A 23954-nucleotide genomic window follows, 5' to 3' on the forward strand; every position below is an offset into this window, starting at 1 on the left:
CCAGCCTACGTTTCTCGCCGTGACAGTTCAAGGAGATTCGATGGGGCAGCCCAGTCGGGCACGTAAAGGCCCGATTTGACCCAGCGATGGAAAGATGAATAGTGCCAGTCGAGAGGGCGCTCCACATAGCCATGTTTGACGGGGTTGTAATGAATGTAATCCGCGTGGCGTTGAAAATCCACATCATCGCGAATCAGGTGTTCCCAATAACGCCTCTGCCATATCCCCCGTTCCCCTTTAGGTTGGCGGCTGGAGGAAATGTGTTCGCCTTTGGGAATATGGCGGGAAAAGTGGGTCTTTAATAGGCGCCAGCGTAAGGGAAAATCGTCGTCGCCTTCCGGCAATCGCCAAATGCAATGCAAATGTTCCGGTAATATCACCATCGCCGATATTTCGAAGGGGTGACGCTGCCGCACGTATCGGCAGGCCTCACGTAGGATATCGACATAACGAATCAGCAAATCGTTATTTCGACGTTCGGCCAAATTAACCGTAAAAAAGTAAGTTCCACCGGGAACACGCTGGCGAATATAAGTGCGCATGCCGCAAGTTTAGACGAGACGCCGATACAGATAAATTTGAGGAATAACCATGTAAGCGAAGGAGGCGTAGGCTGGGTAGAGCGTTAGCGACACCCAGCTTGATTGCTTTTGCGCGGGTACTCACGTTGTTCACGCCAGCCTACGGTCCTATAGACCAAAATAGCATCGCCTTTTTCAAGTGCGGATAAATAGCAGGAACGTTCAGGCTCTCCCTTGCGCTCCGCTGTATCAGCGGGCAAAGTTCCAGCTTTTAATATCTCAACCTGCGACCACCCACAATTTAGCGCCACGAGTTCTGCCGCCTCCCAGTCGTGAGCAGAGCCAAGCGACTGCCGTAGGTAGATATGCATTGCGTGACGCTGGCCAGTGGGAAAGCGTTCTACATCTGACGAAGTGGCTTTTGCCATCCCTGTGTAATTGCCTGGTTAGGCAGCTGTCTCTACATGGAGCCAAAATCTGCTTCTCCTTGAGTTATATAACCACAAAACTTATTAACACCTCGTTTTTCTGCCTTATTTAAAGGAAAGTCATATAAATCTAGCAGCAGTTGCTCTATATATTTTGCCTTTCTATTTTCTATATCTACAAAGGTAAAATATACTAAGTTTTCTTCTGTGAACCCCTTATTCTTCGCGTGCCTATAAATTCTAGTTTTTACTTGCCCTTTCCCGACATAAATTGCTTTTGAATGAAATAAGTTATGTTCAGAGCAATAATCATTCTTTTCCCAAAGAATATACACCCCATCATCTTTAGATATTGGCCAACGAATTTGCTTAAGGTTATCAAATCCGCAGAACCACCCCATGTTAGAGTGAATCAAGTCATTGGAAGTAATCCCAAAATTAGTTTCACTTCTAATTATGGAATCAAACTTTTCTCCTTCCGGTCCACACGAGCAATCACATTCTGAATAGCAACTCATACACTAAGCCTAACGCTGAGCTCACCCGACGAAAACCGCGTAGCGGTTTTTGGTCGGGTGGAGCGACGTGTTATAACCTTTTTGTTAATTTTGCTAGCGTTTCTATAGCGGCTAAACACAGTAATACTTCCATATCCTTTACGTCAAATAGAGGTTTAAACCTGAATATCCCATTAAAGCTAAATACGCGACTAAAGAATTGCCTCCAAGGTGTCTTCTTTTTTGACGAAGCTGAATGAACCGTTTTTCCTGTTGCTAAGTTATATAATCTAGCCTTAAGTTCCACTTTTGGCCGCCAAAAAATCGGGATAAATAACTCAGTGGTTTGAAAAGCACTGAATTCTCCACCTTGATAATTTACTATCACCAACTCTAGACCCAAATCGCTTTCTTTTCTTTCCTCTCTACTATCTATAGGAGGAAGGTTTACGGCAGAATGAAGACTTTTTCTAAGCCCATCTTCTAGGTTCACTGATTTAAATAGGTCCCAACCATCCAAGCTTTTCCACTCTTCACTAGAAGCTACCAACATAGCCCCTAAATACACTCTAGGTTTTTCTCTCTTAAATATTTTAGGAAACAAATTCAGAGTTCCGGAGAGTTATAACGCAGAGTTAACCGGGCGACAGCGGCGTGGCGCCTGGCCCGCGCGGCGCATGATACGCAGGCGGCGCCGCGCGGGCCAGGTGACATGCCGTTGGCGCTCCGGTTGAACGACCTGTTAGGCAGCACCATTTGGGTGTGGATTGGCCTGAGCATCTATTAGCAGCATGCCGAGAAGCTGCCCAAAGCCGTTGAACCGGAGGCCTGGCTCAAAGTCGGAGATCACACCGCAAACATTTCCTTGGAGAACATCGGGTATCTCCGGTCTGTCGGTGACTGGTGCGATGGAGTTGACGATGTACTGGATTTCCCCAGGCTGTGACTCCTTTGTCAGCAGGGCAAGAGCAATTCCCCTTCCAATCGCCGCCTTGCGAGCCCCTGCTTGGTATCCGACAGTTGTGATCATGATGCCCTTGTGCGCGCCGAGGTCGTCCAGCTTCGAATGAAACTCCTCTATGTCATCGACGGAGACCTTGTTGCGGTAGTGCTTGCACTCGACTACACAGAGGATGCTTGCTCCACCAATAGTCTTGAGCCGGAATGATGCGTCAACTTGGATCTGGCGACGCGTAACTCGGCCTTCATGCCAAGTCGCTCGTTGGGCATCGACCCCGAAGAACTCGTTCAGTACGCCGGTGACGAAGTCTTCGTAGTCGCTCGCGGTATGCATGTTGTGCTGCCTAACTACAATTAGCCATCCTAAATGACGCAAAACATTGCGTCAAAACGATGTCTAAATAGTTTAAAAAATAGAAATATCTTTTCATTTCAACTGTGTGTCTGCATTTAGCACTGCCAAAATCAAATTGGTTAACCATCAAATTTACCCAAACTATTTCTGCAACCGCCCCCGCCGCGCATCCATCGGATTTTGCCGCAAAGGCCGATAAATCTCGACACGATCTTCAGGGCTCAGGGTCTTATCCAAACTGCAAACCACCCCAAAAATCCCTACCTTCTGCTGACCCAAATCTATTTCCGGAAACTCCCGCAAAATACCTGAAGCAGCTATCGCCTGCTCGACAGTGCTATTTGCCATCAAGCTAACAGGAATAAGCAGTTGCCGATCCGGCGCAGCATACGCCACTTCCACCGCGATCAACTCATCCGCCATAGAGGGCTTTGGCGCGCTGGGTAAACGAGCTGACCATGGTGTTGCAGATTTGGTTGAACACCGGGCCGAAGGCCAGGTTGGCCAGCATGCCGGAGATTTCGAACTCCAGGTCCAGCGAGATTTTGCTGGCGTCCTCACGTAGAGGCATGAAGCTCCAAAAGCCTTCCAGCGAGGAAAACGGTCCGTCCAATAAGCTGATTTGGATTTTGCCGCCCTGATCGATTTTATTGCGGGTGGTAAAGGATTTATGAAAGCCGGCCTTGGCGATGTCGATTTGGCCTTCGACGATATCGCCGTCGCGCTTCAATATTTTGCTGCCGGCACACCAGGGTAAAAATTTTGGATACGACTCGATATCGTCAACCAGGTCAAACATCTGCTTCGCGGAAAATTTGACCAAGGCGCTTTTTTGCACAACCGTGATCATTACAGCACCCCGAGTACATGCAGGAAGACGATGAATACCGCTGCCGGCGCCACGTATTTGATCAGAAATTGCCAGGCCTGAAAGCCTTGCGCGGGCAGTTCCAATTCCTGTTCGGCATGGGTTTGTTGCATCATCCAGCCGGCAAACACGGCGATGCACAAACCGCCCAAAGGCAGCATCAGGTTGGCAGTCAGATAATCCAGCAGTTCGAACAGGTTTTTATCGAAGATTTTGAAGTCGGACCAGACATTGAAGGAAAACACCACGGCCACGCCCAAGCCCCAGCAGGCGGTGCCGGACCAGACGCAGGCTTTTTGCCTATCAATATTTTTGTTTTCCACCAGCCAGGCAACGGCCGGTTCAATCAAAGAAATTGACGAGGTGAGGGCGGCGAAAAACAGCAGCACAAAAAACAACACGCCGAATAACCAGCCGCCGCTCATATGACCAAAGGCCAAGGGCAGGGTTTGAAAGATCAGGCCCGGTCCGGTAGCGACTTCCAGTTGGTTGGCAAACACCAAGGGAAAGATAGCGATGCCGGCCAACAAGGCCACGGCGGTATCGGCGCCGGCGATGAAAAAGGTGGTTTTGGCGATGGAGACATGACCGGGCAGGTAAGAGCCATATACCATGATCGCACCCATGCCCAAGCTCAGGGTAAAGAAGGCGTGGCCCATCGCGGTCAGCACCGCGTCGGCGTTGATTTTGCTGAAATCGGGATTGAACAGGAAGTGGATGCCTTGCGCGTAAGAGCCGGAGGCCATCGCATAAGCGACCAATATAATCAGGATCACAAACAAGGCCGGCATCAAAAAGCGCACGGCTTTTTCCAGGCCGCCTTTCACGCCGCGCATTACGACTTGCATGGTGATGAACATGAACACCGTGTGCCAGAAAATTTGCTGGATAGGGCTGGCCATCAAATTGTCGAACATTTGCTTCACTTCTGCTCCGTCGGTGCCGAAGAAGCCGCCGAAAAAGGCTTTAAAGATATAAGCCATCGACCAGCCGGCAATCACGCTATAGTAGGCCAGGATTAAAAAACCGGCGATCATGCCCATCCAGCCCAAATAGCCCCAGCGTGAGTCGACCTTGGCTTCGGCAGCCAAGGCTTGCATCGTGTTGATCGGGCTTTGCCGGCCGCGCCGGCCCAGCATGATTTCCGCAATCATGATCGGTATGCCGATGGCGGCCACGCAGATTAAATAAACCAATACAAAGGCGCCGCCGCCGTTTTGGCCGGTGATGTAAGGAAACTTCCAGATATTACCCAAACCGACCGCCGAACCGGTGGCGGCCAGAATAAAGGCGAAGCGGGAGGACCATTCGCCGTGGATGGATCGGGTTTTATCTGTCATGTTGGGGAGCCCTGTGTGTTTTTATATCGTTATTTAACGGGTGTGTGAGTAAAATATCAAAATTCACGTTTTCAGTCAGTTTAAAAAATCTTCGCTACAGAATGGCAGCCAAAAAATCCAAGAAGGACAACAAAGCCACCGATAACACGATTGCGGTTAATCGTCAGGCCTCCCACGAATACACCATAGACGAGACTTTCGAGGCCGGGTTGGTGTTGGAAGGTTGGGAAGTCAAAAGCTTGCGCGACGGCCGGATTCAGCTGAAGGAAAGCTATGTCGAGATCAGACGCGGCGAAGCTTGGCTGAGCGGTGCGCATGTGTCGGCTTTGTTGTCAGCGTCTACCCATGTCAACCCCGATGCCGTGCGCAAGAAAAAATTATTGTTACACCGGCGCGAGTTGAACAAGTTGATCGGCTCGGTGGAGCGCAAGGGCTATACCTTGATCCCGCTATCGATGTATTGGATCAAGGGGCGCGCCAAACTGAAAATCGGTTTAGCGAAGGGTAAAAAATTGCACGACAAACGTGCCGCGTCCAAGGATAAGGATTGGCAGCGCGACAGGGCGCGCATCATGAAGCACGGTTAAGCGCAATGGCGACGCATCCCAATTTATTAGACGCCGACAACAGCGTTTTGCTGGTGGTCGATATTCAAGGTCGGTTGACGGCGGCGATGTCGGCTGTCGCTGCGGAGCAGATGCTTAATCACGGCCGCAGGTTATTGGAAGCCGCCCGGCTATTGCAAGTGCCGGTGCTGTTGACCGAACAGTACCCGCAAGGGCTTGGACCCACGCAATCCGAGATCGGCGACTATCTGCCGGACGCTACCCGGATATTCGGCAAAACCGGTTTTTCCTGCTGTGCCGCGGACGGCTTCATGCAAGCCCTGAGTGATACCGGTCGGAAGCAAGTGGTGGTGATCGGTCAGGAAGCGCACGTCTGCGTATTGCAAACCGGGCTTGAGTTGTTAAGTCACGATTATCAGGTTCACATCGTGGAGGATGCGGTCAGTTCGCGCCGGGCGGATCATAGAGACTGCGCATTGCAGCGGTTACGGCAACAGGGCGCTACGATAAGTTGTCATGAGTCAGTGCTGTTCGAATGGTTGCGTGATGCCCGGCATAGTCATTTCAAAACTATTTCAGCGCTTTTGCGTTAATTTACGGGGGTTTAATGTTACGGAAGGGATGGAGCGGGGTCATACTGGGAATGTTGCTGTTGGCGGGCTGCGCGGAGCCGTTGCCGCCGGTGCAAACCCTGGCCGGTTTTGCGCAAGGCACGACGTATCACATTAGTTATTGGGTCCCGCAAGCTTTGGACGGCAAGCAGATAGAAACGGAAGTCGAAAAAATTTTCGCCGACCTGGATAAAACCCTCTCCAACTATCGGCCGGATTCGGTAATCGAGCAGTTTAATGCCAACGCGTCGACAAGCAGTCAGTTAGTCGGTGACGAAATCGTGGGTTTGGTTAAAGTGGCCGAGACCGTGAGCCAGGCAAGTCAGGGTTGTTACGATTTGACTATCAAGCCGCTATTTGAATTGTGGGGGTTTATGGGCGACGAGTTGCATATTCCGGAGGACGCCGCACTGCAAGCCGCGCTTGCCGATGTCGGTATGAATAAGTTAGAGCTTGTCGACGACAGCCACATGTTAAAAAAACAACCGAAAGTCCGGGTCGATTTGTCCTCGATAGCCCAGGGCTATAGCGTGGAAAAAATCAGCAGGACTTTGGAAGATTTGGGTGTGCGGAATTATCTGGTCGAAATCGGCGGCGAGTTGAAAGCGCTGGGTAACAAACCGGATGGTAAGGCTTGGCGGATCGCGGTGGAAAAACCGCTACCCGGCGAACAAAAAATGCACAAGGTAGTGACTCTACCTAAAGACGCGCCGATGGCGGTGATGACATCTGGCACTTACAGGCATTATTTCGACGTGAAAGGTAAGCGTTATAGCCATATCCTGGATGCCCGCAACGGTATGCCGGTATCGCACGATCTGGTGGCCGTCAGCGTATTTAACGAGAGCCCGACGCTGGCGGATGCCTGGTCGACGGCATTGTTGTGTCTGGGGCAAGACGAGGGGATGAAAATCGCCGATGCCGAAAAATTGCAGGTGATGTTCATCCAGCAGCAAGGTACCGAGTTTGTGGAAAGCAAAACCCGCGCATTGACCATGTCTACCCAGGTGACGATTAACTAAGCGCAGGTCTATTCGTGGTAGTATCGGCGCAAAATTGGATCCGGGGGGAGTTATGTGGGCTTTAAACGATCACTTGACCATTGCCGTGCATGGTGGTGGCGATAGCGGCGGCGGATTTATTGGTGGCGTGGAGGGTTTACTGTCATTTATAGAGGGATTGACGCAGCAAACGCCCGTTGAAGGCTTCGGCGCGTTAATGCCGGGTATTGCCGCTCTGCAAAACCTGCACCCGCTGGTTGTACATTTTCCGATTGCGTTGTTGACCGTGTTTTTTGCGCTGGATTTGATCGGCAGCTTGGCTAACCGTCAGGATTGGCGACAAATAGCCGGCTCGCTTTTGTATTTGGGTACTGCCTTTGCCGGGGTTGCCGTGCTCGCCGGCTTGGCTGCCGCTTCTACCGTGGCTCACGGCGGCAATGTCCATGAAATTATGGAGCATCACGAGCATTTGGGCATATCGGTATTGAGTTTGGCGGCGTTGCTGTCGGTCTGGCGTTTGCTGAGCAAAGGCCATATTGCCGGGCCGGCCAATAGTTTTTACTTGCTATTGGCGGCGGTTTTATCCGGACTGTTGGCGTTTACCGCCGACCTTGGCGGGTTAATGGTATATAAGTACGGTGTGTCGGTGGAAGCGGCCGATCAAGTCAATCGAGCGGCGGCACAAGCGCATGAGCATGAGGGTAATGACGTCCATGAGCATGGTTTGCCGGCAACTCATTCGGAAGCCGAAGTCGAGGAAGTGAAACACGACGATAGCCATCAAGATGAAGCAGCGCATGGCGGTGCCGGCCACCATCATGACCATCATCATGCGCATTGACGCCCACCTGAAAGCCGTCGGACAAAGGCTGACAAGGGTCAGCCTTTTTTTATTGAGCCGGGCATGACATATCGGATAGCTGTGTTATCCTACGCCGCCGTTTTTTGTGAGGCCGATCATGCGTACCCGCGTTAAAATTTGCGGTTTTACCAGTGTTGCGGATGCGGTTTGTGCCGCCGAATTGGGTGTCGATGCGATCGGTTTGGTCTTTTACCCGTCCAGTCCGCGGAACGTCTCCATCGAACAAGCGGCAATTATCAGTAAGGCATTGCCGGCTTTTGTTAGCGTGGTAGCCTTGTTTGTCGATGCCGAGCCGGCTCTGATTCGCGAGGTGTTAAGTAAAGTTAGGGTGGATTGCCTGCAATTTCATGGGGACGAAACAGCCGACAGCTGCCGGCCCTACGACAAATCGTACATAAAGGCCGTTCGGATGCGGCCCGGCACCGATATTGCCCGGTTGGCGGCGCAATATCACGATGCCGCGGGATTATTGCTGGATGCTTATCATCCGGGGATACAGGGTGGCAGCGGTAGCGGTTTCGATTGGAATTTAATCCCGCAGTGCCGCAGCTTACCGATTATTCTGGCCGGCGGATTGACCCCGGATAATGCCGGGGAGGCCATCAAAGTTGTAAAACCGTATGCACTGGATGTCAGCAGCGGTGTCGAGGCCGGGAAAGGCATCAAGGATGCGGCGAAAATGGCTGCGTTTATAAGAAAAACTAATCAAGCGACTTGAGAACTATGACTGACAAATACGATATGCCGGATGCCCGGGGCCATTTCGGGCCTTACGGCGGTATTTTTGTAGCGGAAACGCTGATGCCGGCAATTACCGAATTGAACGAAGCCTACCAGCGCTATATGCAAGATCCGGAGTTCATCGCCGAATTGGATGCCGATCTTAGAGATTACGTGGGCAGGCCCTCGCCGTTGTACCACGCTCAACGCTGGAGCCAGCATTTAGGCGGCGCGCAGATCTATTTAAAACGCGAAGATCTTAACCATACCGGTGCGCACAAGGTTAATAATACTGTCGGTCAAGCCTTGTTGGCCAAACGGATGGGCAAAACCCGCATCATCGCCGAAACCGGCGCCGGTCAGCACGGGGTTGCGACCGCCACCGTCGCCGCGCGCCTGGGATTGGAATGCGTGGTGTATATGGGTGCGGTCGACGTTGCCCGGCAAGCCTTGAATGTATATCGCATGAAGTTGTTGGGCGCCACCGTGGTGCCGGTCGAATCCGGTTCCAAGACCCTGAAAGATGCGCTGAACGAAGCGTTGCGCGATTGGGTTACCAATATCGACAATACTTTTTATATTATCGGTACTGTTGCTGGTCCGCATCCTTATCCGGCCATGGTGCGGGATTTTCAAGCCGTGATCGGCCGTGAAGCCAAACAACAGTGTATCGATCAAGCCGGACGTTTGCCGGATGCGTTGGTTGCTTGCGTCGGCGGTGGTTCCAACGCTATCGGTTTGTTTTATCCGTTTATCGATGACAAAACGGTGAAAATGTATGGCGTGGAAGCGGCCGGCGACGGCGTGGAAACCGGCCGCCATTCCGCACCGCTATGCGCCGGTCGTCCGGGCGTGCTGCACGGTAATCGTACTTATTTGATGGCTGACGACGACGGTGAAATCATCGAAACCCATTCCATTTCCGCCGGCCTGGATTATCCCGGCGTCGGCCCGGAGCACGCTTGGTTGAAAGATACCGGCCGCGCCCAATATGTGAATATCACCGACGATGAAGCACTGGCGGGTTTTCACGCCTTGACCAGAATGGAAGGTATTATTCCGGCGTTGGAGTCCAGCCACGCCATGGCCTATGCGATGAAACTGGCGCCAACCATGCGCAAGGATCAAATCATCATTATTAATCTGTCCGGACGCGGCGATAAAGACATGCACACCATTATGCAACGCGAGGGCATCAGTCTATGAGCCGCTTAGCCAATAAATTTGCCGAATTAAAAGCCTCCGGCCGTAAAGCCTTGATTCCGTTTATTACCGCCGGCGACCCGTATCCGGAATTTACCGTACCGCTGTTGCACGAAATGGTAGTCGCCGGTGCCGACGTCATCGAACTAGGCGTGCCTTTTTCCGATCCGATGGCCGACGGGCCGGTGATACAGCGCGCCAGTGAGCGGGCTTTATCGCACCATGTTGGCTTGCGAAAAGTATTGAGCATGGCCATGGAGTTTCGGAAAACCGATCAGGACACACCTTTAGTGTTGATGGGTTATTTAAATCCGATAGAAATCATGGGTTACGAGGACTTTGCCAATGCGGTGCAACGCGCCGATGTGGATGGCGTGTTGACCGTGGATTTGCCACCTGAAGAATCGGAAGCTTGCGTCAGCTTGCTACGTGAGCGTGGCATCGATCAGATCTTTTTACTGGCGCCCAACACCAATGCCGAACGGATTCAAAAAATGGATGCGGTCGGTAGCGGCTATTTGTATTACGTGTCTCTGAAAGGCGTTACTGGCGCCGGGCATCTGGATACCGCGGATGTCGAACAAAAATTACAATTGATCCGTGAAAATACCGGTTTACCGGTTGGGGTCGGTTTTGGCGTGAAAGATGCCGAAACCGCGAAAACCATCGCCGCTATTGCCGACGGTGTCGTGGTGGGTAGCGCGCTGATCAGTAAAATCGAGGCAAATCTCGACGATCCTCAGCAAGCGAAGCAAGAGATCATCGCCTTATTGAAATCCATGCGTCTAGCCATGGATGTTTAAGCTGCAAAGCGGAGAATAAAACGAATGAGTTGGTTTGAAAAACTGGTTCCCTCTGTGATTAGAACCGAATCCTCGCAGAAAAAAACCACGGTGCCCGAGGGCTTGTGGAATAAATGTCCGCGTTGCGATGCGATTTTGTTTAATGCCGAGCTGGAAAAAAACTTTAGCGTCTGCCCGAAATGCGACCATCATTTGCGCATTTCGGCGCGTAAACGCCTGAATATGTTTCTGGACGAAGACGGACGCCAAGAAATCGGCGCCGGATTGAAGCCCAGCGATCCTTTGAAATTCAAGGACAGTAAACGCTACAAGGACCGCATCAGCCAAGCGCAAAAACAAAGCAACGAGAACGATGCATTGGTCGTGATGAAAGGTACGCTGCAAGGTGCAGGTATTGTCGCCGCGGCGTTCGACTTTGGTTTTATGGGGGGCTCCATGGGCTCGGTGGTTGGCGAGCGTTTTGTGCGCGGCGTGAACGAAAGCTTACGTCTGGGCGTGCCGTTCATCGTCTTTACCGCCAGTGGCGGCGCCAGGATGCAGGAGTCTTTGTTCTCGCTGTTTCAGATGACCAAAACCAGTGCGGCTTTAACCAAATTGGCCGCGGCCGGGATCCCTTATATATCCTTTATGACAGACCCAACCATGGGGGGCGTGTCCGCCAGTTTGGCCATGCTGGGCGATATTAATGTCGCCGAGCCGGACGCGTTGATCGGTTTTGCCGGCCCCAGGGTTATCGAGCAAACGGTGCGCGAAAAGCTGCCGGAAGGTTTTCAGCGCAGCGAATTTTTACAGGAACACGGCGCCATCGATATGATCATTGATCGCCGCGAGATGCGCGATAAAATAGCCAGCATTCTGGCTATTCTGTGCGCAGGGCGCCGCGACGTTAAAGCTGTGGAAGAGCGTTCAAACAGCGAGTCTTTAAGCAATCAGGGTGAGAGCAATAATCCGCAGTATCAGGATTGAATACGGTCGCAATGACGCGTTTTGATTCGCTGCAAGCCTGGTTGGATTGGCAGGAAAAGTTACATCCTCGTCCTATAGATTTAGGATTGGGACGGGCTGCCGGCGTGTATCGGCAGCTTAATCCTGATCAAAAACAGCCGCTGACGATTACGGTTGCCGGCACCAACGGCAAGGGATCCTGCGTGGCTTTCCTAGAGGCCATCTATCGCGCGGCAGGCTATAGAGTCGGCGCTTATACTTCGCCGCATATTCTGCGTTACAACGAGCGGATTCGTATTGATGGTCAGCCAGTGGATGACGCATTGATTTGTGAAGCATTTAGCCGTATCGATGCGGTGCGCGGCGACACCAGTTTGAGTTATTTCGAATTCGGCACTTTAGCGGCGCTGAGTATTTTCGCCACTGCGAATTTGGATATACAGTTGCTCGAAGTTGGTTTGGGCGGCAGATTGGATGCGGTGAATATTGTCGATGCCGATGCCGCGCTAGTGACGACGATAGGGCTGGATCATCTCGATTGGTTGGGCCACACCGAAGAAGCGATCGGTCGGGAGAAAGCCGGCATTTTCAGGGCTGGGGTGGCTGCGATAGTCGGCGACTGGCAGCCGCCAATATCCATAGCCGAAGTTGCGGAACAAGTCGGTGCAGTTTTGCTGCAAATGGGCAAGGCTTTCACTTATCGAAAACACCCGCAGGTCTGGGATTGGCGGGCGGGGGATTTGCAAGTTGGCCAGCTGCCGCCGCCGGCGTTCAAGGGCGAGCATCAGTATCGAAACGCTTCGGCGGCGATAATGGCGGTGAAAACCTTGCAGCATTTATTGGCAGTGAGCGATGACTCGATTCGGCAAGGCATACAAAGCGCGCAGTTGCCGGGGCGGTTTCAGTTGATTCCCGGTGAGCCGAGGATTTTGCTCGACGTCGGCCACAACCCGCAAGCCGTACAAACTTTAATCGACTATTTGCGCGAATACTTCCCGGCCATCAAAATAAACGCAGTTTTTGCGATGATGCGGGATAAAGATATTGCCGGCGTATTGAACATGATGCGCGACAGGGTTACAACCTGGTATTTGGCGCCGCTGGTTAATCCGCGCGCTGCTAGTCCGGATATGTTAGAAACCATCTTTCAGCAACAAGGCCTGGACAATGTCCGCAGCGGTTTTGCCGATTTTTCCGAGGCATTTCATGCCGCTCGGCAAAATAGCGGGCCAGACGAATTGCTTTTGATTTTTGGTTCTTTTTTTCTGGTATCCGAATATTTATCGAAATTTTCTTAGAGGTGATGAGAATGGATCAAGAGTTAAAGCAACGATTGATTGGTGCGGCGGTGATAACCGCATTGGCGGCAATTTTCGTGCCCATGCTGTTCGACGACCCGATCGACGAAACCGGCAAAAGCATCAATGAATTGAAGATCCCCGAGCTACCGGCCAAGGCACAAGATGTGGAAATTATGCCTCTGCCGGAAAAGGTTGAGGAAGTGGCGGATAACTTGCCGGCCGCGAATACCCCGAAAGAACCGCCGCAAGTGTTGGAAGAGGGTGAATCCGAAGCCGCGCTGGAAGCACCTAAGCCTAAAGTCAGACTGTCGGGTAAAGAAACGGCGCCAGTGCCGCACAATCTGCCCGCTGCCAAGCCGTCAGCATCGGCGGCGGTTGCGCAACTTGGCGAGGAACCGGCCGAAGCTGAAGATGTGGCGCCAGCGGCGGTAGTCAGCAAGCCTGCCAAGTCGCCGGCTCCGGCAATCCAGCCGTTGCAAGCTGTGAGTCCGGTGCCGAAGGTGTTAAAGCCGGTAAATAAATTGCCTGAACTTAAAGCCGAAGCCGCCGCGACTCCCGCTCCGGCAACTGCTGGCAAAGCTCAGCCCCCGTCTGCCGAGGAAAGCAATCGCTGGTATTTGCAAGTCGGTACTTTTAGTCAGAAACCTAATGCGGCCAGTTTGCAAGAGAATTTGAAACAACAAGGTTTTGCGGCAACGATAAAAGAGGTCGCCAGCGACAAAGGTACGGTATTTAAAGTGCGGATCGGCCCTATCGTCGATAAAGCCAAGGCCCAGGCAGTCAAGGCCAAGTTGGCGCAAATCAACGTAAATAGTTTCGTCTCGGCTGACGAGTAACTAATTGGCGAATGACGCAGTGTGTGGAGTGGCCGGCTAGATCATGTTGGATTTTGTGCCCTGGGCCAAGCTATTGTGGGTCGATTACGTCATTATTTCCATTATCGCCATTTCGGCGATAATGGGTTTATTGCGTGGCTTTATTAGAGAAGCTTTTGCGTTGGTGCTTTGGATGGCTGCAGTGTGGGTGGCTACCCAGTATTGCCGTGATGTCTCGGTATTGTTGCAAGCGACGATTACGTATCCATCCGCTCGAATCGCCGCCGCGTTTGCTTTATTGTTTTTCGCCACCTTAATTTTGGGCAGCGTAATCAGTTTTTTACTGAGTCAACTGATAGAAAAAACCGGCTTGACCGGCAGTGATCGTTTGCTGGGTATGTTATTCGGTATTGCCCGCGGGGCGGTGCTGATTTCCCTATTAGTGATGCTGGCCGGCTTGACGCCGTTGCCGGAAGATCCCTGGTGGAAACAATCCCTTCTCATTCCTCCGTTTCAAGCTTTGGCTGTGTGGTTAAAAGTCCATATGCCAGCCGGTTTGGCGGATTACATTCATTATCGATAACTCGGGTCTGTTATGTGTGGTATTGCCGCTATTGTTTCCAATCAAAGTGTTAATCAGGATCTGTACGACGCGCTGACGGTACTTCAGCATCGGGGGCAGGATGCCGCCGGCATCGTGACCTGCGATGGCGGACGTTTGCATCTGCGTAAGGATAACGGCTTGGCGCGGGATGTATTTTCCAGCAAGCAAATGATGAAGCTGAAAGGCAATATGGGTATTGCTCATGTGCGCTATCCGACTGCCGGTTGCACCAGTTCGGCCGAAGCTCAGCCTTTTTACGTCAACTCGCCGTTTGGCTTGACACTGGCGCACAACGGGAATCTGACGAATACCGAGGAGTTGAAAAGACAGGTGTTCGTCGACGACCAACGTCACATCAATACCGATTCCGATTCCGAAGTGCTGTTGAATGTGTTTGCCCATGAACTGGCGCAGTTCGGCAAACTGAAATTAACTGTGGACGATGTGTTCCAAGCGGTTAATGCCGTGCACAAAAGGTGCCGCGGCGCTTACGCCGTGGTAGTGATGATTGCCGGATTTGGCGTGTTGGGCTTTCGCGACCCGCACGGTATTCGCCCAATCGTGTTCGGACAGCGCAAAACCGAAGACGGCATCGATTATATGATCGCCTCGGAAAGCGTGGCGCTGGACGTGCTGGATTTTCAATTGATTCGCGACATCGAGCCCGGCGAAGCCGTATTTATCGAGGCAGACGGCCAATTACATACCAAGCAATGCTCGGACTTAGTGGATCATTGCCCATGTATTTTCGAATATGTGTATTTTGCCAGACCGGATTCGATTATCGACAATATTTCGGTGTACAAAGCCAGAATGCGGATGGGCAGAAAACTGGCCGAAAAAATTCAACGGGAATGGCCGGATCACGACATCGACGTCGTAATTCCGATTCCGGATACTAGCCGCACCGCGGCTTCGCAAATTGCCCACGATCTGGGAGTAAAATTTCGTGAAGGCTTCATGAAAAACCGTTACATCGGCCGGACTTTCATCATGCCCGGTCAGAAAATGCGCAGAAAATCGGTCAAGCAAAAGCTGAATGCCATTTCTTTGGAATTCGACGGCAAGAACGTGTTGCTGGTCGACGATTCCATTGTCCGCGGTACAACCTCGGAACAAATTATTCAGATGGCGCGGGATGCCGGCGCCAAGAAAGTGTATTTTGCGTCGGCGGCGCCGCCGGTACGTTATCCGAATGTCTATGGTATCGATATGCCGGCCGCGCATGAGTTGATCGCGCACGATCGTACCGAAAACGAAGTTTGCCAAGCCTTGGGTGCGGACAAGCTGATTTATCAAGATTTGGACGATCTAATCGAAGCGGTTGGTCGGGGTAATCCCGACATCAAGCATTTCGATACGTCTTGCTTCAGCCACGATTACATTACCGGGGATATAGACGATGCCTATTTGGCCAGAATAGAAGCCCTACGCAACGATAATGCGCAGGAACAGCGCAATAGCAGCAGTTTTATCATAGAGATGCAAGTCGCAAAATAACAGGACGACAGATGAGCGAATTTGATTGGCAAGATTATGCCCCGGAAACCCTGGCCATCCGTACCGGGCATAAACGCACTCACGAAGACGAACATAGCATCCCGATTTTCGCCACCTCCAGTTACGTATTTAAGTCGGCGGAGGAAGCGGCGTTGCGCTTTACCGGCAAACAACCCGGCAACATTTATTCGCGCTTCACCAATCCCACTGTCAGCGCGTTTCAGGAGCGTTTGGCCTGCCTGGAAAAGGGCGAGCGTTGTCTGGCGTTTTCGTCGGGCATGGCGGCAATCATGGCGGTGGGTATGGCCTTGCTGAAGGCCGGTGATCATGTGGTGTGTTCGCGCAGCGTGTTCGGTAATACGGTGCTGACCTTCCAGAATTATTTCGGCAAGTTCGGGGTCGAGACCGATTTTGTCAGTCTGACCGATCCGGCGGCCTGGGAAGCGGCGATCAAACCCAATACCCGCTTTCTGTTTCTGGAAACGCCGTCGAATCCTTTGATTGAAATTGCCGACATTCGCGTGTTGGCGGACATCGCCCATCGACATGGAGCGTTGTTGGTGGTAGACAATGTGTTCTGCACGCCGATCTTACAGCAGCCTTTGACCTTGGGCGCCGATCTGGTCGTGCATTCCACGACTAAATACATCGATGGACAAGGGCGTTGCGTCGGCGGCGCTGTGGTAGCCAACGAAGAATTGATCGAAAAATACGTGTATCCCTATCTGCGTACTGGCGGCGCAACGATGAGTCCGTTCAATGCATGGGTGTTTTTGGGAGGACTCGAAACACTGGCACTTCGTATGAAAGCGCATTGCGATAATGCGTTCGAGCTGGCCAAATGGCTGGAGCAACAGCCAGCTGTTGCCAAGGTGCATTATCCGGGTCTGGCGTCGCACGCTCAGCATGAGCTGGCTAAACGGCAGCAAAGCCATTTCGGCGCGGTGGTCAGTTTCGAATTGCAAGGTGGCAAGGATCAGGCTTGGCAATTGATCGATTCCACCAAGATGTTGTCGATTACCGCGAATTTGGGCGATGTGAAAACCACTATCACGCATCCGGCTACCACCACTCACGGCCGATTGCCGCCGGAAGCCCGAGCCGAGGCGGGGATTAAAGACAGCTTAGTCAGAATTTCGGTGGGTTTGGAAAATATCGACGATATCAAGGCCGATTTGCTAACCGGGTTAACACAGTGCTAAGCCGGTTCGTGGAACCAAGCGAGCCGCCTCGATCCACGAAAATCGAAAAGTAAGCTATCTTTGACCGACGTTATAGAGAGATTCCGATCATGTTTCAGGATAGAAAAGAATACCGAAAAAACTTTAACGCCGAGGGACAGCTCTTCGTGGGTGGCGAGACCTTGCAGCTAAATTGCTACGATGTTTCGCTAAAAGGCGCCATGGTGGAAGTCAGTCCGGGCGATTTGCTAACCACCATTCAGGATTTCGAAACCTTGCTGAATGAAGATCGGCAGGCCGAGATTTTCGTTGCGGAATTGATGTTGGCGGGCGAAGTCGATATCGTTTGGGTGAAACGCGAGCGCAACCGAATCATGATGGGCTTAGAGTTTCGCGATGTGGTGCACAATGCTCACAAGCTTTGGCGTAAACGGCGCGGCTATCGTAAAGTCGAAGCCTTCACGGTCGAATTGTTTATCGACAAGGAACGCGTCAGCGCGGAGGGTGTCAATCGCTCGGTCGAGGGGATGTGTCTGAAATTGTCCGGTCATCATCCCGGTATTAGAGTAGGCGCTCCGGTTAAATTGCAAGTTAACGAGCCGGGTTTGAGCGCTTTAGGCAAAGTAGTTTGGGTCGAGAGTAACGAATTGGTTACACGTTTCGGTTTACAGCTGGTCATCGTTAAATAACGCCTCATTGGGTTCCAAACGCTCTGAGTGGATCCCAATGTCTTTGATCGACAGCTCTGTGGAAAATGCCGGTATTCGGTTTTATTACAAAGCTTGGATCGTCTAGGAGTTGACGCCCTTCGCGATTGAACGGCGTCCGATCGGTTTTTCTGTCCGGTCTGGTCCTTCGTTACCGGTGTGGACGCGTTTATGCTTGCAACAACGGGTCCAGTTCCTGGCTCATATCCAAGGCATGTAAATCATCGAAACCGCCGATATGGCGCTCGCCAATATAGATTTGCGGTACTGTACGACGTTTGGTTTTTTCCATCATTTGCTGACGCAGCCCAGGTTCCGCATCGACATTGATTTCGGTATAGCCGACGCCTTTGCGCTCCAAAAGTTTTTTAGCCATCGTGCAATACGGGCAAAGTTTGGCGGTGTAAATGATAATTTCCGGCATGATAAAATTAATAAATGCTAATAAATGGCGGTATTCTAAGGCCACGACCGTTTTTGCTCAATAGCGATGGCTTCGGCGAATTGCGTGATCAGCAAAACTGCCGCATCGGTCAGAGTTGCCCCAAATGCCACGATGCCGTCTTCGTGGCCAAGCATACTGAATATGCCGCAATTTTGTAAACGTCCGGAGTCGAACAAGTCGGCAACTGACTTTGCCATTTCCGGCGTGCCGTAAGGCACGTCCGCCGCAATGCAGGGCAGGTTGAGCGTCCGGCTCTGCCGCCATAACTCCGGGCAGTGCACATGTATCACGGCTTGAACCTGTAACTGTTGCTGATAGACGCTGGCATGTGTCAGCGCTTCGGACGATGGTTGCAATAAACCGAGTGATTGAATGTAATTGGCTTGCGGCGAAGCGCTTTCAATCAAGGTGAAATGTAGATTGCTCAGACAAGGCAAGTGGCCGGTTTGAGTGCCGGAAATTAAAAATTCCGGATTTCCTGGAACCAGACGCCGGCTGATATTGCCAAACCCCAGGCCGGCATATTTTTCGGCTATTTGGCCGATCAACCGCAAGCGGTAAAGTACGCTACGCCAAGCGTTAATTTCCGATATGTCGATGTCCGCCGCTAATTCGGCGTGTCGATGATCCAGCCGATATTTAATGACACCTTCTTGTTCGCCGAATGTGTTTTCCATTTTTATAATGAGTTTTTAGCTTTATTTGTTATACAGCCAACGCATGAAACCAATTTTTTTAAAATCCGGCTTTGCATTTTGTATGCTCATGCTGCTGATCAGTGTAAACCTTGCCTACGCCGCTAACCAAAAATCTTTGATTAAAGCGTTATCGCATGCCGACTTGCAACAACGGATGCAGACAGTCAAAGATAAGCAGAATTTGCCGGAAGAGTTAAAGTCCCGAATTTTGGCCGCTTATTCCGAAAGCGACGACAATTTAAACGAACAGGAAGCTCAGGACGCTCAAGCCGAATCGTTTAAGCAGGCTTTAAATAGCTTGCCGATGGAAGTCAAGCAATTAGCCAGACAAATAGCCGATGCCGAGAACAACCTAAAGAACCATAAATCCGAGAAGTTTACGATTTTTCCAACCGATGAGTTGGAGCAGCGATTAATCATCGAAAAAACCCGGCTTAGCGATTTGGATGCTGAGATTAGCCGGATAGAAGCGCAGATTGGCGATTTGAGCGGCAGGCCGCAGATGATTAGGGAAAAAATCTCCGAAATCAAGAGCAAGCAGGCATCCAGCCAACAGGAACAGCAGGCTTTAGCGGCCAGGGCCGGTGATAATCTATATCAAAAAGAAGCTAAGCAAATATTGTTGGATACCCGGATTCGGCTATTAAACAGTGCGCTGAAAGCCCTGGAATTGGAAAACCTCAGCAATCCGTTGCGATTACAAGCCAGCAAAGACCGCGTGCATCTACTGACCTTGCAACGGGAGCAGCTTAGTCTGCTGATTGCCGATCTGGATAACTTTCTGTTGGATAGACGCCAGCAGGAAATCGACAAAGAACAGGCTGCACTGGTGCAAGCGGAAAAAGAAGCGGAAGGCAAACATCCGTTGATTCAGGCCGCCACTAAAGAAAATATGCATTACAACCACAGCTTGCAGGACATCAATAAAAATACGGAGCAATACCTGCTCCAGAAAAATGAAATCGATGTGCGTTATAAACAACTGGAAAAGGATTTTCAAAGTGCCGAGCAAAAAATCAGCCTTGCTGGTTTGAGTCCCGCATTGGGGAATTTACTGCGCGAACAGCGCCGTAATTTACCGCAACGTAAACAGTACAGCGCTTTAAGCGAAGAGGTGCAAAGTCAGATTGCCTTGGCCAGTCTGGAAATGTTCAAGCTGGATGAAGCTAAAAAAAATCTGGTGGATATCAATCAGGTCTTGTTGACGCGTATTGCCCAATTGCCGGCGGAAACCGACGATTCGGAAAAGCTTCGGATTCGAACCGAACTACGGATGCTGTTGAACGACCAGAAAGATCTGGTGGCAAGATTATCCGGCGGTTATGACGAATATGGCCGGATATTGGGCGATGTCGATTTTAGTTTGCAGCAGATGTTGAGCATGGCCGAAAAATTCAGCGGCTATTTGGATCAGCGCTTATTGTGGGTGCCCAGTGCGCCGGTCATCGACAAACATTATCTACACGATATCGTTTCCTCTTTACTCTGGTTTGTAAGTCCGGGCAATTGGCTGGGCGTGGCAAACGGATTTTGGGAAGGTATTAGCCAGTTTCCCTTTCTGGTGTTGGTGGGTTTGAGTATCCTGTTATTACACTGGCGTTTCAGGGCTAGAATCAAACAGGAACTGGCGGCCCTCCTAAGCAAAAAAGTGATTAGTCATGATTTCGGCGAGATTGTATCGAGCCTGTTCTATCTGTTGTTGATGTCTTTGTACGGCGCCTTGCTTATGGCTTGGATCGGCGGGGTGCTGATATTGAATACCCGAGCGAACTTATTCAGCCATTCGTTTGCGGAAGGCTTAATCGCCGCTGCCGTATCGCTATGCTTGGTGCAATTCTTTTACCGCTTGTTTAGGCCATACGGCGTGGCGGACACCTTGTTTCACTGGCCGGACCACGCCATCCGATTACTGCACGGTCAAATGAAGTGGGCGCGTTTCCTATTGGTGCCAAGCGTCTTCATAATCGCGATGACGGGCACCGATCTGTTTTCCGAACACAGTTATGCGCTGGGTCGGACGGCGTTGATTGTGATGATGCTGACCTTTACGTATATGTTTCACCGCTTGACGCAACCGCAAACGGGATTGGGGAAAAATCTCTATCAGCAATCGGAGGGCTGGATTAGCCGTCTGCGCTACGTCTGGTACGCTATTGCGGTATTGACGCCTCTGGTCATCATCGGTTTTGCCGTAACCGGTTACTATCAAAGTGCGCTGGAATTGCAGGGCAAGTTGGTGATGACGCTACGTTTGATTTTTATCACCGTATTATTCCAGGGGTTGGTTTTACGTTGGTTGCGCAATACCGAACGGAAATTGGCGCTGAAAAATGCCCGGCAAAAACGTAAGCAAGTCGAGCAAGCGGCTGTCGCGAGCGCCAGCCTTGAAGGCAGTCATCCGCTCGAAGACGAGTTACTGGATATTTCTAAAATCAATCAGCAAAGCCACAAATTGTTGACGACAGTGGTGATGGTCATTATGTTGCTGGGTTGCTGGATGATCTGGAGCGATATCTTGCCGGCCTTAACGGTGTTCGATCAAGTCGTGCTTTGGCAGCATAGCCAGACGGTCGAGGGTAAGGAGGTATTGCAACCGATTACCTTGATAAATCTGTCGATTTGCCTGGTATATAGCGGTTTGGCCTTTGTGTTCGCCAGCAATTTTCCGGCATTGGTGGATTTGATAACCGCCGGCAAGTTCGCAATGACGGCCGGCAGCCGTTATGCGCTGATTCAGTTGGTGAGATATTCCTTGACTGCGATTGCCTTTTTGGCGGTAGCCAACGAGCTGGGCGGTAGCTGGTCTCAAGTGCAGTGGCTCGTCGCCGCGCTTTCCGTGGGTTTGGGTTTCGGTTTGCAGGAAATCTTTGCCAATATGGTATCCGGCATTATTTTGCTCTTCGAACGGCCGATTCGGGTTGGCGACACTGTCACGGTGGGAGATGTAACCGGCCGGGTCAGTCGGATTCAGATGAGAGCGACGCATATTGTCGATTGGGATAGAAAGGAGTTGGTGGTGCCGAATAAAATCTTCATCACCGACCGGCTGATCAACTGGACTTTGTCCGACACAGTGACGCGGGTTGTGGTCCCGGTCAGCGTGGCCTATGGCACGAACGTGGATATGGTGGAGCAAATTTTGGCCGATGCGGTAAAAAGCGTGGCAGAGGTTCTCTGCGATCCGGAGCCGGTGGTAAGTTTTGTCGGCTTTGGCGATAGCGCCTTACAGTTCAAAATTAACGTTTTCGTCCGCGAACTCAGCGATAGAACGGTAGTTACCCATCGGTTGCACACGCAAATATATGAAGCCTTGTTGGCCCACCATATCGAAATACCCTATCCGCAACGCGATGTACATATCCGTTCGGTAGCCAAGGGAATATGGAACGAATGAGTCGCACGTCAGTAGTCGATTTCAATATATAACCATTCTGTAATAAAATAACAGCCCTTTGAACACCGACTTGGCTCTTTAACTATGCGTTGTCCGTTTTGCTCAGCACAAGATACCCGGGTAATCGATACCCGCTTGGCCGACGACGGCGATCAAGTCAAACGCCGCCGCGAATGCGTGGCTTGCAAGGAACGCTTTACTACCTTCGAAGTAGTTGAGCTGACTCTGCCGCGTATCATCAAGCGTAACGGCGCCCGGCAAAGTTTCGACGAAGCCAAGCTGCGGGCCGGTATGCAGCGGGCCCTGGAAAAGCGCCCGGTACAGGTCGACGCGGTCGAGGCGGCGCTTAGCCGTATCAAAAAAGCCCTGACGGCGAAGGGCGAACGCGAGATTGCCGCGCGTGAACTGGGCGAACTGGTGATGCAGGAATTGCAAGCACTGGATCATGTGGCTTTCGTGCGCTTTGCCTCGGTGTATCGCAGTTTCCAGGACGTCTCCGAATTCACCGCAATGATCGAGAATCTACAAAAGCATGATGCTTAGTCAAGACGCGGCCTATATGGCGCGGGCCGTCAAACTGGCGGAAAACGGCATATACACTACCGATCCGAACCCGCATGTGGGCTGTGTGTTGGTTAAGGAAGGTAATATTGTTGCCGAAGGTTGGACGCAGCGGGCCGGGTTTGCGCATGCCGAGATAGACGCGCTTGCCAAAACCGCTAATGCGTCGGGCGCAACCGCCTATGTGACCCTGGAGCCTTGCAGTCACTGCGGTAAAACCGGGCCTTGCAGCGATGCGTTGATTGCGGCGGGCGTCAGTCGTGTCGTGGTGGCTATGCAGGATCCCAATCCTCTGGTGGCGGGACGCGGTTTGCAAAAACTCCGTGAAGCCGGTGTCGAAGTTGTCGTCGGCGTGTTACAGCAAGAAGCCGAAAAACTGAATCGAGGCTTTTTTAAAAGGATGACCTGCGGCTTGCCGTGGATACGCAGCAAACTGGCTATGAGTTTGGATGGCCGCACCGCGATGGCCTCGGGCGAGAGCCAATGGATTACTTCGGCACACGCCCGGCAGGACGTGCAGCTTGGACGGGCCGCCAGCAGCGCGATTGTTACCGGTATCGGTACGGTGTTGTACGACGATCCGCAACTTAACGCCCGCGTCGACTTTGACGTGGTGCAACCCATCAAAGTCGTGCTTGATTCGAATTTGCGGATGCCGTTAACGGCGAAGCTGCTAGAAAATGCCGAGGAGCTCTGGATCGTTACTTGTAGCGACGATGCGCTTAAACTGCAACGATTGCGCGATATGGGCTGCAAAGTATTTCAGGTCGATGCGGTCGAAGGCCGCGCCGATTTGCCGCAGGTTTTTAAATTACTGGCAGAGCTGCAAATCAACACGGTTTGGGTGGAAGCTGGTGCCACCTTGAACGGCGCATTGCTGGAAAGCGGCCTAGTTGACGAATGGCTGATTTATATGGCCCCTTGCGTGTTGGGCGATGAGGGACGCGGATTGTTTCATTTGCCGGGCTTACGGACAATGGCGGATAAAAAGCAGTTAAAGTTACTTGAAGTGAGACAAGTTGGCCCCGATCTCAGGCTGACGTTTAATTAGCGAATATAAAGGCCACA

The 23954-nt window shown here is 51.6% G+C and carries 26 protein-coding genes; 17 read left to right on the top strand and 9 right to left on the bottom strand.

Annotated elements, in window-relative coordinates:
• Positions 1 to 5: 5 nt before the first annotated feature.
• The 7 genes from ACH50O_RS05515 to ACH50O_RS05545 form a co-directional block, all read right to left on the bottom strand.
• On the bottom strand, positions 6 to 542 hold the full coding sequence (locus ACH50O_RS05515) for an REP-associated tyrosine transposase (protein ID WP_446811026.1): 537 nt from the start codon (positions 540 to 542) through the stop codon (positions 6 to 8).
• A gap of 439 nt (positions 543 to 981) precedes the next feature.
• Positions 982 to 1467, bottom strand: coding sequence for a hypothetical protein (locus ACH50O_RS05520; RefSeq protein ID WP_446811027.1), 486 nt, complete (start codon positions 1465 to 1467; stop codon positions 982 to 984).
• A gap of 70 nt (positions 1468 to 1537) precedes the next feature.
• On the bottom strand, positions 1538 to 2050 hold the full coding sequence (locus ACH50O_RS05525; protein ID WP_446811028.1) for a hypothetical protein: 513 nt from the start codon (positions 2048 to 2050) through the stop codon (positions 1538 to 1540).
• Positions 2051 to 2188: 138 nt separating this feature from the next.
• Positions 2189 to 2740: a restriction endonuclease gene (locus tag ACH50O_RS05530; RefSeq protein WP_446811029.1), complete on the bottom strand. Its 552-nt coding sequence runs from the start codon at positions 2738 to 2740 to the stop codon at positions 2189 to 2191.
• A gap of 162 nt (positions 2741 to 2902) precedes the next feature.
• Positions 2903 to 3184, bottom strand: coding sequence for an RnfH family protein (locus ACH50O_RS05535; RefSeq protein WP_446811030.1), 282 nt, complete (start codon positions 3182 to 3184; stop codon positions 2903 to 2905).
• Positions 3174 to 3611, bottom strand: coding sequence for a type II toxin-antitoxin system RatA family toxin (locus tag ACH50O_RS05540; protein WP_446811031.1), 438 nt, complete (start codon positions 3609 to 3611; stop codon positions 3174 to 3176). Before ACH50O_RS05540 ends, ACH50O_RS05535 begins: the two co-directional genes overlap by 11 nt.
• Entirely contained in the window at positions 3611 to 4969 is a 1359-nt protein-coding gene (locus ACH50O_RS05545) for a sodium-dependent transporter (protein ID WP_446811032.1), read from the bottom strand. The genes ACH50O_RS05540 and ACH50O_RS05545 overlap by 1 nt, the downstream gene beginning before the upstream one ends.
• 101 nt (positions 4970 to 5070) lie before the next feature.
• Between ACH50O_RS05545 and smpB the strand changes: the two genes are divergently transcribed.
• The 14 genes from smpB (at position 5071) to ACH50O_RS05615 (ending at position 17770) form a co-directional block, all read left to right on the top strand.
• Positions 5071 to 5556 (top strand): SsrA-binding protein SmpB, encoded by a 486-nt coding sequence (smpB, locus tag ACH50O_RS05550; RefSeq protein WP_020481594.1) that lies wholly within the window; start codon positions 5071 to 5073, stop codon positions 5554 to 5556.
• Positions 5517 to 6128, top strand: coding sequence for a hydrolase (locus ACH50O_RS05555; RefSeq protein WP_446811033.1), 612 nt, complete (start codon positions 5517 to 5519; stop codon positions 6126 to 6128). The genes smpB and ACH50O_RS05555 overlap by 40 nt, the downstream gene beginning before the upstream one ends.
• 14 nt (positions 6129 to 6142) lie before the next feature.
• Positions 6143 to 7168 (top strand): FAD:protein FMN transferase, encoded by a 1026-nt coding sequence (locus tag ACH50O_RS05560; RefSeq protein ID WP_446811034.1) that lies wholly within the window; start codon positions 6143 to 6145, stop codon positions 7166 to 7168.
• Positions 7169 to 7220: 52 nt separating this feature from the next.
• Positions 7221 to 7988: a DUF2231 domain-containing protein gene (locus tag ACH50O_RS05565; RefSeq protein ID WP_446811035.1), complete on the top strand. Its 768-nt coding sequence runs from the start codon at positions 7221 to 7223 to the stop codon at positions 7986 to 7988.
• Between the two features lie 118 nt (positions 7989 to 8106).
• Positions 8107 to 8727 carry a phosphoribosylanthranilate isomerase gene (locus ACH50O_RS05570; protein WP_446811036.1) on the top strand — a complete coding sequence of 207 codons (621 nt, stop codon included), beginning with the start codon at positions 8107 to 8109 and terminating at the stop codon, positions 8725 to 8727.
• 5 nt (positions 8728 to 8732) lie between these two features.
• Positions 8733 to 9935, top strand: a complete 1203-nt coding sequence (trpB, locus tag ACH50O_RS05575; protein WP_446811037.1) for a tryptophan synthase subunit beta — start codon at positions 8733 to 8735, stop codon at positions 9933 to 9935.
• A complete protein-coding gene (gene trpA, locus ACH50O_RS05580) occupies positions 9932 to 10735 on the top strand; it encodes a tryptophan synthase subunit alpha (RefSeq protein WP_446811038.1) in 804 nt (267 codons plus the stop codon). Before trpB ends, trpA begins: the two co-directional genes overlap by 4 nt.
• Positions 10736 to 10759: 24 nt before the next feature.
• Complete coding sequence (gene accD, locus ACH50O_RS05585) at positions 10760 to 11701, top strand: acetyl-CoA carboxylase, carboxyltransferase subunit beta (protein ID WP_446811039.1); 942 nt, start codon at positions 10760 to 10762, stop codon at positions 11699 to 11701.
• 11 nt (positions 11702 to 11712) lie between these two features.
• Complete coding sequence (folC, locus tag ACH50O_RS05590) at positions 11713 to 12978, top strand: bifunctional tetrahydrofolate synthase/dihydrofolate synthase (protein ID WP_446811040.1); 1266 nt, start codon at positions 11713 to 11715, stop codon at positions 12976 to 12978.
• 11 nt (positions 12979 to 12989) lie between these two features.
• A complete protein-coding gene (locus tag ACH50O_RS05595; RefSeq protein WP_446811041.1) occupies positions 12990 to 13817 on the top strand; it encodes an SPOR domain-containing protein in 828 nt (275 codons plus the stop codon).
• Between the two features lie 43 nt (positions 13818 to 13860).
• On the top strand, positions 13861 to 14379 hold the full coding sequence (locus ACH50O_RS05600) for a CvpA family protein (RefSeq protein WP_446811042.1): 519 nt from the start codon (positions 13861 to 13863) through the stop codon (positions 14377 to 14379).
• 12 nt (positions 14380 to 14391) lie between these two features.
• Positions 14392 to 15900 (top strand): amidophosphoribosyltransferase, encoded by a 1509-nt coding sequence (gene purF, locus ACH50O_RS05605; RefSeq protein WP_446811043.1) that lies wholly within the window; start codon positions 14392 to 14394, stop codon positions 15898 to 15900.
• A gap of 11 nt (positions 15901 to 15911) precedes the next feature.
• A complete protein-coding gene (locus ACH50O_RS05610; protein ID WP_446811044.1) occupies positions 15912 to 17102 on the top strand; it encodes an O-succinylhomoserine sulfhydrylase in 1191 nt (396 codons plus the stop codon).
• Positions 17103 to 17191: 89 nt separating this feature from the next.
• The gene (locus ACH50O_RS05615) at positions 17192 to 17770 is read left to right on the top strand and encodes a PilZ domain-containing protein (RefSeq protein WP_446811045.1); all 579 of its coding nucleotides are present in this window, start codon (positions 17192 to 17194) and stop codon (positions 17768 to 17770) included.
• Between the two features lie 187 nt (positions 17771 to 17957).
• On the opposite strand, the gene grxC is transcribed toward ACH50O_RS05615, so the two are convergent.
• Positions 17958 to 18212 (bottom strand): glutaredoxin 3, encoded by a 255-nt coding sequence (gene grxC, locus ACH50O_RS05620; protein ID WP_446811046.1) that lies wholly within the window; start codon positions 18210 to 18212, stop codon positions 17958 to 17960.
• 35 nt (positions 18213 to 18247) lie between these two features.
• On the bottom strand, positions 18248 to 18910 hold the full coding sequence (locus tag ACH50O_RS05625; RefSeq protein WP_446811047.1) for a class II aldolase/adducin family protein: 663 nt from the start codon (positions 18908 to 18910) through the stop codon (positions 18248 to 18250).
• A 43-nt stretch (positions 18911 to 18953) separates the two neighbouring features.
• Between ACH50O_RS05625 and ACH50O_RS05630 the strand changes: the two genes are divergently transcribed.
• The 3 genes from ACH50O_RS05630 to ribD all read left to right on the top strand — a co-directional run bounded on the left by ACH50O_RS05630 (position 18954) and on the right by ribD (position 23937).
• Complete coding sequence (locus ACH50O_RS05630; RefSeq protein WP_446811048.1) at positions 18954 to 22325, top strand: mechanosensitive ion channel domain-containing protein; 3372 nt, start codon at positions 18954 to 18956, stop codon at positions 22323 to 22325.
• A gap of 84 nt (positions 22326 to 22409) precedes the next feature.
• Positions 22410 to 22868 (top strand): transcriptional regulator NrdR, encoded by a 459-nt coding sequence (nrdR, locus tag ACH50O_RS05635; protein WP_446811049.1) that lies wholly within the window; start codon positions 22410 to 22412, stop codon positions 22866 to 22868.
• Positions 22858 to 23937: a bifunctional diaminohydroxyphosphoribosylaminopyrimidine deaminase/5-amino-6-(5-phosphoribosylamino)uracil reductase RibD gene (gene ribD / locus ACH50O_RS05640; protein ID WP_446811050.1), complete on the top strand. Its 1080-nt coding sequence runs from the start codon at positions 22858 to 22860 to the stop codon at positions 23935 to 23937. Before nrdR ends, ribD begins: the two co-directional genes overlap by 11 nt.
• Positions 23938 to 23954: the final 17 nt, after the last annotated feature.

It is taken from the genome of Methylomonas sp. 2BW1-5-20, from assembly GCF_052474515.1.